13 protein-coding genes are annotated in these 13,952 nt (G+C 50.9%); all 13 read left to right on the top strand.

Features of this window, described 5'->3' with window-relative positions; genetic code table 11:
* The first annotated feature begins 3 nt into the window (after positions 1-3).
* The 13 genes from urtE (at position 4) to F463_RS0104765 (ending at position 13,933) form a co-directional block, all read left to right on the top strand.
* Entirely contained in the window at positions 4-693 is a 690-nt protein-coding gene (gene urtE, locus F463_RS0104830) for an urea ABC transporter ATP-binding subunit UrtE (protein WP_018985926.1), read from the top strand.
* Between the two features lie 44 nt (positions 694-737).
* The gene (locus F463_RS0104825) at positions 738-1,604 is read left to right on the top strand and encodes an urease accessory protein UreD (RefSeq protein WP_026295309.1); all 867 of its coding nucleotides are present in this window, start codon (positions 738-740) and stop codon (positions 1,602-1,604) included.
* A 36-nt stretch (positions 1,605-1,640) separates the two neighbouring features.
* Positions 1,641-1,943, top strand: coding sequence for an urease subunit gamma (ureA, locus tag F463_RS0104820; RefSeq protein ID WP_018985924.1), 303 nt, complete (start codon positions 1,641-1,643; stop codon positions 1,941-1,943).
* Positions 1,944-2,105: 162 nt separating this feature from the next.
* Positions 2,106-2,414: an urease subunit beta gene (locus F463_RS0104815; protein WP_018985923.1), complete on the top strand. Its 309-nt coding sequence runs from the start codon at positions 2,106-2,108 to the stop codon at positions 2,412-2,414.
* A 10-nt stretch (positions 2,415-2,424) separates the two neighbouring features.
* Positions 2,425-4,128 carry an urease subunit alpha gene (gene ureC, locus F463_RS0104810; protein ID WP_018985922.1) on the top strand — a complete coding sequence of 568 codons (1,704 nt, stop codon included), beginning with the start codon at positions 2,425-2,427 and terminating at the stop codon, positions 4,126-4,128.
* A 137-nt stretch (positions 4,129-4,265) separates the two neighbouring features.
* Entirely contained in the window at positions 4,266-4,760 is a 495-nt protein-coding gene (gene ureE / locus F463_RS0104805; protein WP_018985921.1) for an urease accessory protein UreE, read from the top strand.
* Positions 4,760-5,443: an urease accessory protein UreF gene (locus F463_RS0104800; RefSeq protein ID WP_018985920.1), complete on the top strand. Its 684-nt coding sequence runs from the start codon at positions 4,760-4,762 to the stop codon at positions 5,441-5,443. Before ureE ends, F463_RS0104800 begins: the two co-directional genes overlap by 1 nt.
* Positions 5,440-6,093 (top strand): urease accessory protein UreG, encoded by a 654-nt coding sequence (gene ureG / locus F463_RS0104795; RefSeq protein ID WP_018985919.1) that lies wholly within the window; start codon positions 5,440-5,442, stop codon positions 6,091-6,093. Before F463_RS0104800 ends, ureG begins: the two co-directional genes overlap by 4 nt.
* Positions 6,094-6,294: 201 nt before the next feature.
* Positions 6,295-6,858, top strand: a complete 564-nt coding sequence (locus F463_RS0104790) for a HupE/UreJ family protein (protein WP_018985918.1) — start codon at positions 6,295-6,297, stop codon at positions 6,856-6,858.
* 161 nt (positions 6,859-7,019) lie between these two features.
* Positions 7,020-7,559 (top strand): hypothetical protein, encoded by a 540-nt coding sequence (locus tag F463_RS0104785; RefSeq protein WP_018985917.1) that lies wholly within the window; start codon positions 7,020-7,022, stop codon positions 7,557-7,559.
* Positions 7,560-8,154: 595 nt separating this feature from the next.
* Entirely contained in the window at positions 8,155-9,381 is a 1,227-nt protein-coding gene (locus F463_RS0104775) for a leucine-rich repeat-containing protein kinase family protein (RefSeq protein ID WP_018985915.1), read from the top strand.
* A gap of 176 nt (positions 9,382-9,557) precedes the next feature.
* The gene (locus F463_RS0104770) at positions 9,558-13,001 is read left to right on the top strand and encodes a hybrid sensor histidine kinase/response regulator (protein WP_018985914.1); all 3,444 of its coding nucleotides are present in this window, start codon (positions 9,558-9,560) and stop codon (positions 12,999-13,001) included.
* Positions 12,998-13,933 (top strand): response regulator transcription factor, encoded by a 936-nt coding sequence (locus F463_RS0104765; RefSeq protein ID WP_018985913.1) that lies wholly within the window; start codon positions 12,998-13,000, stop codon positions 13,931-13,933. The genes F463_RS0104770 and F463_RS0104765 overlap by 4 nt, the downstream gene beginning before the upstream one ends.
* The last annotated feature ends 19 nt before the right edge of the window (positions 13,934-13,952 follow it).

The raw sequence follows: 13,952 nt of genomic DNA, 5'->3' as shown, positions 1-13,952 counted from the left end.
CGCATGTTTGAAATTGAGAATTTGCAGGTAAGTTATGGCCAGAGCCAGGTGATTCATGGCCTGAATTTCAAAGCCAACAAGAACGAAACACTGGCCATTATGGGCCGTAACGGCATGGGTAAGACCACTCTGTTTAAATCCCTGATGGGCATTTTGCCCAGCAAGGCCACTAAAGCCACTGTGGATGGCGTAGACCTGCAAGGGTCGGCTACGCATGATCGTGTGATGAAGGGGTTGGCCTATGTGCCGCAAGGCCGCTGGATTTTTCCTAACATGACCGTGCAAGAAAACATTGAAACCGGTTTGGAAAAATCTGCGAGCCGTGAAATCCCGGATGATATTTTTGCCTTGTTCCCGGTGTTGCATGAGATGCGCAAACGCAAGGGCGGTAACCTTTCAGGTGGTCAGCAGCAGCAGTTGGCGATTGCCCGTGCGCTGGTGACGAACCCAAAAGTGTTGTTGCTGGATGAGCCGACTGAAGGGATTCAGCCGTCCATCATCAAAGATATTGCCAAAGTGCTCAATGAAATCCGCAAAATGCGCGAAATCACCATCATCGTCTCCGAGCAGGTGTTGAGTTTCACCATGGAAGTGGCAGACCGCATTATCGTCATTGATAAAGGCCGCTTTATCCATGAGGATACCCGCGACAACGTGGATGCCGCCAAGGTGAAAAGTTATCTGTCTGTGTAATGGTCTGCTGCCCATCAGGGCAGCGCTTGTGGCATGATGCCGGTATGGATGATTTAAAGCCTGCGATTTCATCGCCACCTCAATGTATGACGGTCAAACACTGGCAAGCCAAACTTGAGCTTGGTTTTGCCAGACGTGATGATCGCTCTTATCTGGCGCACCGGTTACACAAGGGGCCATTGGTCGTACAAAAAAGCCTGCACCCTGAAGGGGGCGATGTTTGCCATGCTGTCGTCGTACATCCCCCGGGAGGTGTCGCTGGTGGAGATGACCTGCATTTGCAGGTCACCGTGGATGAGGGTGCTAAAGCCTTATTGACCACGCCGGGCGCGGGTAAGTGGTATAAAGCCAATGGCACCATTGCCACGCAAAAGCTGTCATTTCAGCTGGCATCCGGGAGCGGCCTGGAATGGTTGCCGCAGGAAAATATCTTGTTCGATGCGGCTGAGGTAGGTTTTAGTGCCGAGATTGATTTGGCCGCTGATGCCACACTGGCCGCATGGGATATCGTCTGCCTGGGTCGCCAGGCGCAGCAGGAGGTCTGGGAGCGCGGTGTGTACAAGTTAAATCAACGCATCTCACGCAATGGTCGCCTGATCTGGAATGAACGTGCCCACATGCAGGCAGAAGACTTGGTCAAAATAAGTCGCGTAGGCTTGGGTGGTGCGGTTGTATTCGGGACCTTTGTTGTATGTGCCGGAACCGTGCCAGCAGAAATCTTGCAAGCCTGCCGCGATATTCCAGTGTCGGATGCTAAAACGGGTATCACAGCATTGCCCGAAGTATTGTGTATTCGTTATGTCGGCCATGCCTCGCAGCAAGCCAGGCAGTATTTTGAACAGTGCTGGCAGATTCTGCGGCCATGGTATTATCAAAAAGACGCTGTCAGGCCGCGGATTTGGAATACCTGATTTGAGCAAACAAAAAGATCAACAGAGAATTCATCTATGGAACTCACCCCAAGAGAAAAAGACAAGTTACTCATATTTACTGCGGCATTGTTAGCTGAAAGGCGCAAAGCGCGTGGTTTAAAACTGAATTACCCTGAAGCTGTGGCATTTATTTCCGCAGCCATTATGGAGGGGGCACGTGACGGTAAAACCGTGGCCGAACTCATGAGCTACGGTACCACGCTACTGAACCGCGATGAGGTGATGGAAGGCGTGCCGGAAATGATTCCGGATATACAAATCGAAGCGACTTTTCCGGATGGGACGAAGTTAGTTACCGTCCATCACCCAATCCCATAAGAGCATACTGATGCAGACGCAGATGGCGGTGTTGCACAACCTTGCCGTACTCATTGTACTGTCTTCGGTTCTGCGCCTTGCCCTCCACGCCTGCGTCAATATGCTTGAGAGTGTCGGTTTGAACCGATTTAATAAACACAATCATATTCACTGGAGATGTCAATGATTCCCGGCGAAATGCAGGTCGCAGCAGGCGACATCGAACTCAATACAGGTCGTGAGACGGTCACTTTGGATGTCGCAAACAAAGGCGACCGTCCGATTCAGGTGGGGTCGCATTACCATTTTTACGAAACCAATGATGCCTTGTCGTTTGACCGGGCATTAGCGTATGGCTGTCGATTGAATATTGCGGCCGGCACGGCAGTGCGTTTTGAACCAGGGCAGACGCGTACTGTACAGCTGGTCAAGCTGGCAGGGGAGCGCAAAGTGTATGGCTTTGCCGGCCGAGTGATGGGAGCCCTCAAGTAGGGGAGATGCAATGACGATTAAAATGGATAAACGCGCTTACGCGGAAATGTTTGGCCCGACGGTGGGTGACAAAGTACGGCTGGCCGATACCGATTTATGGGTAGAGGTCGAAAAAGACTTCACCATCTACGGTGAAGAAGTGAAATTTGGTGGCGGCAAGGTCATCCGTGATGGCATGGGGCAGGGGCAGGGCCTGGCAGCTGAAGTCGCAGATACCGTCATTACCAATGCATTGATCATAGACCACTGGGGCATTGTTAAAGCCGATATCGGCATCAAGGGCGGTTATATTTCTGCCATCGGCAAAGCCGGTAACCCGGATATCCAGCCCGGTGTGACCATTGCCATTGGTGCGGGTACCGAAGTGATTGCCGGTGAAGGCATGATCATCACTGCGGGCGGCATTGATACGCATATCCATTTTATTTGTCCGCAACAAATTGAAGAGGCGCTGATGTCTGGCGTGACCACCATGGTCGGTGGCGGCACGGGGCCAGCCACGGGGACATTCGCAACAACCTGTACGCCGGGGCCATGGCATATCCATCGCATGTTGCAATCTGCCGATGCATTCCCCATGAACCTGGGCTTTTTGGGTAAAGGCAACGCCAGCTTGCCAGAGCCGCTACGTGAGCAGGTCAAAGCAGGGGTGATCGGCCTCAAACTGCACGAAGACTGGGGCACGACGCCCGCGGCGATAGATAATTGCCTGAGCGTCGCCGACGAAATGGATATCCAGGTCGCCATCCACTCCGATACGCTGAACGAATCCGGCTTTGTCGAGACGACGATAGGCGCATTCAAGGGCCGCACCATTCACACTTTCCATACCGAAGGCGCGGGAGGCGGTCACGCACCAGATATTATCAAGGCGGCTAGCCACCCGAATGTATTACCTTCATCGACCAACCCGACGCGGCCATTCACCGTCAATACCATAGATGAGCATCTCGATATGCTGATGGTGTGCCATCACCTGGATCCGGCGATTGCCGAGGATATTGCCTTTGCCGAAAGCCGCATTCGTCGTGAGACCATCGCCGCTGAAGATATTTTCCATGACCTTGGCGCGTTTTCCATGATGTCTTCCGACTCACAAGCCATGGGTCGTGTAGGTGAAGTGATTATCCGTACCTGGCAAACTGCGCACAAAATGAAAATCCAGCGCGGGCCATTGGCTGAAGATGCTGCGGGTAACGATAACTTCCGCGTCAAACGCTATATCGCCAAATACACCATTAATCCGGCCCTGACACATGGTATTTCACATGTGGTAGGTTCGGTTGAAGTTGGCAAGCTGGCGGATTTGGTGGTGTGGAAACCCGCATTCTTTGGCGTCAAGCCATTCACCATTATCAAAGGCGGCATGATTGCTGCAGCTGCGATGGGTGACCCAAATGCGTCTATTCCGACGCCGCAACCGGTACATTACCGCCCCATGTTTGGTGCTTATGGCGGTGGACTTAAGACTGCAGTTACTTTTGTCTCGCAAGCCGCATTGGAAAACCCTGAAATCAAGGCATTAGGTCTGCAAAAACCATTAGTAGCCGTGAAAGGCACACGTGATGTACAGAAGTCAGATATGGTACACAATACCTGGATGCCAAAGATCGATGTAGATCCGGAAACCTACGAAGTGCTGGCAGATGGCATGCCTTTAGTTTGCGAGCCAGCTGAAGTACTGCCGATGGCGCAACGTTACTTCTTATTTTAATCAATGGCTATGCGGGCAAATTGCAGCGTTGCGCGGTACTCAAAATCCTCATGTACTACATGTACATTCCGGTTTCTGCGTTCCGCTCGCCTTGCACTTTATCCCGCTCGCTCATTGATGGCGATTGAAATTTAACCATGATCCATTTAACCGAACGTATCACTGTCAGCGGCCATATCGACGATCAATTGGAGCTGCCTTTTGATCAGCGCCAGAAAAGCCGTTTGCGCGTCACGCTGGCTTCTGGAAAAGAGGCTGCATTATTCTTAAGCCGCGGCATTATTTTGCGTGGCGGCGATTTGATACAGTCTGAGGATGGCAGTGTGGTGGTGCAGATCGTGGCCGCGCAGGAACCTGTTTATAACGTGATTGCGCCTACCCCGCGTGACTTGATGCGTGCAGCGTACCATTTGGGCAATCGTCATGTACCTTTGCAGATTGGTGATGGCTGGTTACGCCTGGAGCAGGACTATGTGCTGCGTGACATGTTGCTTGGCTTGGGCATGCAGGTCAGTGAAGTGCAAGCCCCGTTTGAGCCCGAGGCCGGCGCTTATGGCGGCGGTCACCGGCATGGGCATGATGACGATGCTTTGCAGACCTTACGGCCACGGCTGAAAGGGCAGGGTCGTTAATGACAACCACACTCGCACTCAGCCGCTTGTTGCAGCTGGCCAGCCCATTGCTGCCCGTGGGGGCTTATTGCTATTCACAAGGGTTGGAATGGGCGATTGAGTCTGGTGAGGTCAAAGACGTGACCTCCGCACAAGCCTGGATAGGTGATAGTTTGCAGGTGTACCAGGCGCGCTTTGAGTTGCCAGTGCTATACAAGTTATATCAGGCCTGGCAGGTGGGTGATTTGGTCCAGGTTCAGGAATGGGACAGCTTTTACCAGGCCGGGCGCGATACAGCTGAAGGCTGGGCTGAAACGCGGCAAATGGGGTATTCTCTGCGTCGGTTATTAAACGACTTAAAGCCGATTTCAGAAACATTAGTAGCACAGATCAACACCTTGCAATCACCGGCTTTTCCAACCTTGTTTGCGGCCATTGCACAGCATTGGCAGATTCCACCAGAGCAGGCACTTCAGGGCTATGTCTGGGGTTGGCTGGAAAATCAGGCCAGCGCTGCCATGAAAGCGGTCCCGCTCGGCCAAGTGGCCGGGCAAACCATTTTGCTTGCCTTGGGCGAGCGATTGCCGCAAGTCGTTGCGAGCGCCATGACGCTTCCGGAAGAACACATGAGCAACTTTAACCCGTTACTCAGTATCGCCGGATGCCAACATGAAACACAATACAGCAGGTTATTCAGATCATGAAAATACATACCCAATTTGCATCACCCACCCCAGAAGTCACTGACTATAAAGAGCCATTGCGTGTTGGCATCGGTGGCCCAGTCGGTTCAGGCAAAACCGCACTTACGTTAGCGTTGTGCCAGCGTTTGCGCGAGGTCTACAACATTGCCGTGGTGACCAACGATATTTACACCAAAGAAGATGCGGAGTTTTTAACCCGTAACGAAGCACTGGTGCCTGAGCGCATTATTGGTGTGGAAACCGGTGGTTGTCCGCATACGGCCATCCGTGAAGATGCCTCGATGAACCTGGAAGCCGTGGATCAGCTCAGCAAGCGCTTCCAGACGCTAGATATTGTGTTTGTGGAAAGTGGTGGCGATAACCTCGCGGCAACCTTCAGTCCGGAGTTGTCTGATTTAACCATTTATGTGATTGACGTCGCTGCCGGTGAAAAAATCCCGCGTAAAGGTGGTCCTGGTATTACCAAGTCTGATTTGCTTGTGATCAACAAGATAGACCTTGCGCCCATGGTGGGTGCCTCGCTGGAAGTGATGGACCAGGATGCCAAGCGCATGCGCGGCGAGAAGCCTTTTATTTTCAGCAACCTGAAGAGTGGCCAGGGGTTGGAGGAGATTGTCAGATTCATCGAAAAACAAGGCCTCATGCTTTAATCAAGCAAATGCTATGCGTCCGTGGCGGTGTTGCGCGGGCTTGCCGTACTGGTTTGTACTGTCTGCGCCCGCACGCCTTGCCACAAACGCATATCATTCGCTTGATCATTTGGAGGTATTTCATCTTGAATAGGGATGAAATACCAAATACAGACTAGGTTAAGACCACAAGTATCCCGAAATTAAAACGGAGAAGATTCAATGAAAAAAAGTATTCTATTATTTTTAGGTGCGCTCGCAGCTTCGACCAGCGCGGTTGCTCACCCCGGCCATGGCCTGGAGTCTGGCTTTGCCGCCGGCTTCATGCATCCATTCAGTGGCTGGGATCATCTGCTGGTGATGTTCGCGCTGGGAATCTGGGCAGCACGTCGGCCAGCTGCGCAAGGCTGGCAGTTGCCTGTGCTGTTTGTGACTGTGATGGCCGTCTCAGCGTCATTCGCCAAGGCTTGGGTGCCGGTCTCCTTGGCTGAAACCCTGGTGACAGCCAGTGTGCTGGTCATGGGCTTATTGCTGGTGAGCAATTTAACAGTGAACCGCGCCTTACAAATCGGCGTCGTCAGCATCGCTGCTGCGGCCCATGGTTATTTGCATGGCATGGAAATCGGCAACCAATGGTCTGGCTTGGCAGGCATGGTGCTGGCAACGGCTCTGCTGCATGGTTTGGGCTGGGTGTTGGGTCGCCAAAGCCATCCGCAATTGCAAAAAGCTACGCAATTGCTGGGCGGTGTGATGCTGGGGTTGGGTGCTGTGTGGATGTTGGCTTGAGTGAAGTGCCGATAAATGTGCTGCAAATATTCAGCGTTTTTCGTGTCTCACGTCGCTCCTCAAGAGATTAAAAGCGGTGGAAATAAGGTTTTTTTCTTGGCATGGTTCTTGTTTTTAATTTACTACACTTAATTAACATTTTATTTCTTAAGGTGTAGAAAATGATTATTCAGGATATTGGAAGTGCTACTTCAGTGTATAACTTTCTCAGCAAATCAAGTGTTCAGCGGCAACAAGCGTTGCTAAACTCAACGGAAACATCTGCCGATACAGTTAAGATTTCTGATGCAGCCAAGGCGCTCTCCACTCCCGACAATGGTACTACACAATCCAGAACAGGAATTCAAAATGGCGTTTTGAAGTCTGCGAGCGAAGATCCTCAGTTTGCTGAAAAGTACGCCTATGAAATGGCAACCATCCCTAGCGCCATTGCTTATGATATTTCGGACTCCCTTAAGTCTCAAAATTATGACGATATAAAACTATCGTCAACAGGTAGAAAAATTGATGATGCTTTCAAAGAAAAGTTTTATAAAGAAGCCGCAGACATTGATGCTAAACGTTTAGAAATATACAACACTGAAAAAGCCAAAGGCACCGACCCAGTGACAATCATTGCCAAGATGATTGACTTCACGAATTCTCAATCCAGGGAATATCTTGAAGGTACTGGTTGGCTTGATCACAACCAACAAGGATAGCCAGCTGCGCGATAGGATTGGTTTCGATAGAATTTTCAATTTTTCGCGATAATCCTAAAATTTAAAAACAAATTATTGTGAAAGTAACAACACTCCCATCCTAATATTTTCAACGCCCTTACTGAACAGCTTCCATTAGTTGCTGGCTTTTTATTTTGTTTTAGAGGATATATTGACCTTTTGCTCTATGAAATTTCATCCTCAACTGCGCGAATAAAATCATCGTCAAATTGATTTAGCGCTTCCATGAGCATATCCCCGCAGTTAAGTTTGATCGGATGGATTACCAGATCACCATTGTCTGCACGACTTATTTCAACTTGTTGAATATCCAGTTGGAAAGCTTGTGGAATCCACACCGCTTGGCTATTCCCATTATTAAAACACGTGCTTTTAAGGGTTGTATAAACTTTCCCTTCGTTAATTTAACTGGGTGCAAGAGATTGTATGCATTTTAGGCTCGGGTGGTGATAATGGAATCTCTAGTTGTGAGAGGCTTGCCAAGTTTTGTGCATCAGCCGAATCTCCTGCCCGAGATGAAAATCTGCAGAGTAATTCAAGTAACATAGCGCATCCATAAAATACATGCATTGTGATGACACTTACCCCAGCGCCAGACGATAGACTCGCCCAACTCAAGGCAGGCAAACTTCAAGGGGCCAAACAGCTCAAATTAAGTGCGCAGTTAACACAGTTCCCCGCTGAGATTTTTGACTTAGCCGATAGCCTCGAAATTCTGGACTTATCCGGCAATGCACTGACTGAGTTGCCTGCTGATTTATATCGCCTGAAAAAACTGCGCATTCTGTTTTGCTCAAACAACCAGTTTACCCACCTGCCAGAAGTGCTGGGCCAATGCGAAAACTTAAGCATGATTGGCTTTAAAGCCAACCAGATCAAACACATCGCTGAAAACGCCATCCCCACCCAAACCTTACGCTGGTTTATCGTCACCGATAATGCGCTGAGTAAAGTGCCGCATGCCTTAGGTGAGTGCAGCAAACTACAAAAACTCATGCTGGCAGGTAACCAGCTCAGCAGCTTGCCCGCCAGCCTGGCAAATTGCCACGCCTTAGAGTTATTGCGGATTTCTGCCAACCAGTTTGAGACCTTGCCCGATTTTTTATTCGACTTACCCCAACTTACCTGGCTGGCCTATGCCGGCAACCCGTTTTGCAACGCTATTGAGCAAGCGTTAATCAGCCAACATCCCATGCAGCACATCGACTGGCAAACCCTCACGCTGCAACAGGTCTTAGGCGAGGGTGCCTCTGGTGTCACCTACCAGGCATTGATGCGAGACAAAAACATGCAAGAGTCTGTGGCAGTAAAACTCTTCAAGAGTGGCCTCACCAGCGATGGCCTGCCTCGGTGTGAAATGCATGCCAATATGCTGGCGGGCGTGAACCCTAATCTGGTCGGAGTTAAAGGCGTGATAGACAATCACCCGCAAGGCGTTGACGGCTTGGTCATGCCCCTGCTGGACGCCGATTTAAAAGTGCTGGCCAAGCCACCCAGCTATGAAAGCTGCACGCGCGATGTCTATGCGGATGACTTAAGACTTACACCACAACAAGCCGAATTTATTTTAAACGGCATCACCCAGGCTGCAGAACACCTGCATGCTCATGGCCTCATGCACGGCGATTTATATGCGCATAATATTTTGTGGGGCGCTGAAAAAGTGGTGCTAAGCGATTTGGGCGGTGCCTCATTTTTACCTGTAGATAACCCAGCACTTATGCAAAAAATACTTAAACTGGAGGCTAGGGCATTAGAGGTGTTGGCTGAAGAGTTGGCAGCGGTTGTGAGTGAGCGGTGATGAGGGAATACAGGGATAGCGTTGTGTCGAATTTTAATCATTGTGGCGCTGTGCTTTTGTGGCACATCCCCTACGTCAATTAACGTAGTGATTGCATGAGCGAACTCTCCTAGTATATGCTGGGGAAAAAGCTGGCCTTGTTCCCAACCTGGCTATTGATACTTAAGGATTGTTGATTGTCTACCCCGTCCACTTCTGGATTATCCACCGAAATACGTGCTGAGCCGATACAGCGTATCGTCAAGATTCGTCGCGACTATAACAATTGGGTAGCGAATGAAACGATAGAGGATTATGCCTTGCGCTACACGCCACGGGCGTTCCGCAAGTGGTCTATTTTGCGCGTTTCTAATACAGCGCTGGGGGCGATTTCGTTTTTGGTGCTGGAGGCGATTGGCGGCACGATCACCATCAATTATGGTTTTCCGAATGCCATGTGGGCGATTCTGGCCGTTGGCCTGATGATTTTCTTAACGGGCTTACCCATTAGTTATTACGCAGCCAAGTATGGCCTGGATATGGACCTGCTGACGCGAGGGGCCGGGTTTGGCTATATAGGCTCGACCATTTCCTCGTTTGTGTATGCCTCGTTTACCTTTATTTTGCTTTCGCTTGAAGCGGCGATTATGGGGTATGCGCTTGAGCTGTATTTCCATTTACCGCTTTACCTGGGTTACCTGGTCAGTGCGCTGATTGTGATTCCGCTGGTCACGCATGGGGTGACGCTGATTAGCCGGATACAGATGATTACGCAACCGATCTGGATTGCCTTGATGTTTTTGCCTTTTCTGGCGATTCTCAAGATGGACCCCGGAATCTTCGACAGACTGAGTCATTTTGCCGGTATTTCTGCCAATGGCGGAGATTTCAATTGGATGTTGTTTGGCGCGGCGACGGCGGTGGGTGTAGCCCTGATTCCACAAATTGGTGAGCAGGTCGATTTTCTGCGTTTTATGCCGGAGCGCAACAAGGAAAATTACTGGCGCTGGAACCTGGGGGTATTGATGGCGGGGCCAGGATGGGTGATTCTGGGCATGCTCAAAATGTTTGCCGGGGCATTGCTGGCTTATATGGTATTTAATCGCGATATGCCGCTCTCTTCTGCGATCAATCCGACGCATATGTATTGGGTTGGATTTGGGCATGTGTTCAGTAACCCCGAAGTGGCTTTGGCCGTGACTGCGCTATTTGTGTGCGTATCGCAAATCAAGGTGAATATGACCAATGCCTATGCCGGTTCTCTGGCTTGGTCTAACTTTTTTGCTCGCCTCACGCATAGCCATCCAGGCCGGATTGTCTGGGTGGCGTTCAACGTGATGATTGCAATTGTGCTCATGGAGCTCAATGTTTTTCAGGCGCTGGAAGAAATACTAGGCTTATATGCCAATATTGCCATTGCCTGGATTGCGGCAGTCGTCGCTGACCTGGTGATCAATAAGCCTTTGGGCTTGAGCCCCAAAGGGATTGAGTTCCGGCGTGCTTATTTGTATGACATCAACCCGGTGGGAGTAGGCGCCATGTTTATGGCCTCGGCCGTGTCAATTGTGGCTTATACCGGAGCCATGGGTCCGTTGGCACAGTCTTTTTCAACCTTTATTTCCCTGTTTACGGCCTTGCTGCTGTCACCGTTGATTGCATGGGCTACCAAGGGTAAGTATTACCTGGCCAGGCATCGCCCCAAGTACTTGCAGCCCAATGCAACCAAGCAGTGCGTCATTTGCGAGCGTGAATATGAGGTCAGCGACATGGCGCATTGTCCGGCCTATGGCGGCGAGATTTGTTCGCTATGCTGCTGCCTGGACGCCCGCTGCCATGATGCCTGCAAGCCACATGGCCGCCTGAGCGCGCAATGGGAGGCATTAAACAAAAGGATTTTACCCAAACAACTATGGCCGCATCTCAATGGCGGGGTGGCGCACTTTTTGTTATTGATGGTGATTGCGGTACTTTTATTTGGGGCCACGATCAGCCTGATTTACCTGCATGATGCCTTGACCATAGGCCGAGAATACCCAGACCTGATGCATCATTTCAGGCTGGGTTACCTGAAGGTATTTGTAGCCATGCTGTTTTTGGGCGGAATTGTCGCCTGGTGGCTGGTCTTAACCTCAGCCAGCCGGCGTGTGGCCCAGGAAGAATCTAACCGGCAGACGGGTTTGTTGCTTGAGGAAATTGAGTCACACAAGAAAACCGATGCGCAGTTACAAAAGGCGCGCCGCTTGGCAGAGGAGGCCAACCAGGCCAAGAGCCGTTACATTACCGGCATCAGCCACGAGTTGCGGACACCGTTGAATAGTATTCTGGGCTATGCGCAATTGCTGACCAATGATGACAGCATCCCGGAGCATCGCAGGCAGGCGATCAGGACCATCAGCCGCGGCGGCGAACATTTGCTGTCATTGATTGAAAGTACGCTGGATATTGCCCGCATTGAAAGTGGCAAGATGGCGTTTGATGTCAAGCCGTTGCATTTCCCTGAATTTATTGGCCAGATCGTCAGCATGTTTGAAATTCAGGCGCAAAACAAGGGGCTGGCGTTCTATTTTGAGCAGCAAGGTCATTTGCCTGAATATGTACGGGCAGATCATAAACGGTTGATGCAGATTCTGGTGAATATCCTGGGTAATGCCGTCAAATTTACAACCAAGGGTAGTGTGACTTTCCGCGTGAGCTATGCACGCGAGATTGCACAAATTGATATTGAAGATACCGGCCCAGGCATTGCGCCTAATGAGGTGGAAAAGATTTTTGAACCGTTTGAGCGTGGCAGTGCTGCGGATGTGGTTGGCATTGGTGGTACTGGTCTTGGGTTGACGATCAGTAAACTACTGACCCAGCTCATGGGTGGTGAAATGCATTTTGACAGCGTACTGGGCCGCGGCACCCGCTTTGAAATTCGCCTGTTCTTGCCGCAAATCCGGGAGACAGCGCATCTATCCAAAAAAGCGGTGCGTCAGCGTATTGGTTATGGAGGTCCGATACGCACCATATTGGTGGTGGATAATGAAGAGGTTGACCGTGAGTTGTTACGCAATACCTTGCAGCCGCTCGGCTTTATTGTGCATGAAGCCGGTAACGGTCAGGCATGCGTCAACCAGTACCAGATGATCCATGCCGACCTGATCCTCATGGATCTGGCCATGCCGGTCATGGATGGCTGGGAGGCGGCCTATATTATCCGCCAGGTACATCACGCCAAATTGCCGATAGCGATTATTTCGGCCAATGCCTATGACCGCAGCCTGGATAATCAGGCCAAAATTCCGGCGCAGGACTTTTTTGTCAAACCAGTTAACTTGGAAGAAGTCCTGGACTGGATAGGCAATCAATTGGGTCTGACCTGGCGTTATGCCGATAGTGCAGACAATAAACTGCCGCCAGCGTCCAACGCAGCTGAATCTTCAGCCGATGGGGTATCATTGCCGCCGATTCCTGATGTGTTGTTGGAGAACCTGGCACAGTTTGCCCGCATGGGGTATGTGAAGGGTGTCCGTGAGGTGCTGGCTACCCTCAACCGTGAACATTCACAGCATCAAACCTTGATTAATGCATTACAACAGGCCATGGAACGTTTCGATTTTGCTAAACTGCAAAGCTTGCTTGAGGAGCACGCCAAATGACTACCAGTCCAAACCATACCGTGTTAATTGTGGATGATGTGCCGGAAAACCTGGCTTATCTGCATGATGCACTGGATGAGTCCGGCTATCAGGTCTATGTGGCGAATTCGGGCGAGATGGCATTGCAGGTCGCGCACCTCATGCAGCCGCACGTGATTTTAATGGATGCCATGATGCCTGGGCTGGATGGTTTTGCCACCTGCAGGCGTATCAAGGCGGCAGCAGAAACCCAGCATATCCCGGTGATTTTCATGACCGGCCTGACAGAGGTGGAGCACGTGACCATGGCCTTTGATGCGGGTGGTGTGGACTACGTGACCAAACCTGTACGTCCGGCAGAAGTCCTGGCCCGCCTCAAAGTCCACGTCCAGAACGCGACGAAAATGCACCAGGCGACTTCAGCGCTGGATGCATTCGGCCAGGCAACAATTGCAATTCTGCCTACCGACAAACGCCTGGTGTGGCAAACCCCGCTGGCAAAACAATACCTGGAACAGTATTTTGCCGAATGGGCCGCCAAGGAGGCTTATAGCGCGGTACAAACCTTGCCGCCCATGATTTACCTGTGGCTGGAAAGCTGCATCCAGCAGTTTTCCAGTGGCCAGTCCATGCAAACGCTTAACGTCAATCAGGGCAATGCACGCCTCAGCCTGACCGTGGCCAATACCAGCGAGGAGCAATGGGTGGTGGTCTTGCGTGAATACTCTGACGAGGCGCAGATTGAGTCGCTGGGGAAATTGTTCCAGCTGACCAAGCGTGAGTCAGAGGTGTTGTACTGGACTGTCAAAGGCAAAACCAACAAGGACGTGGGCGAAATTCTGGGCACCAGCCCTCGGACCATCAACAAGCACCTGGAGCATGTGTTCCAGAAGCTGGGCGTAGAAACCAGAACCGCTGCCGCCTCGCTAGTGGCGTCTAAAATCAAGTTTTAGCGGCATTCCTGAATAAATG

The organism is Methylophilus methylotrophus DSM 46235 = ATCC 53528, from assembly GCF_000378225.1.
Taxonomy (GTDB): domain Bacteria; phylum Pseudomonadota; class Gammaproteobacteria; order Burkholderiales; family Methylophilaceae; genus Methylophilus; species Methylophilus methylotrophus.
The sequence above is the reverse complement of the archived record's forward strand: the minus strand, read 5'-3'. Positions and strand labels throughout refer to the sequence as shown.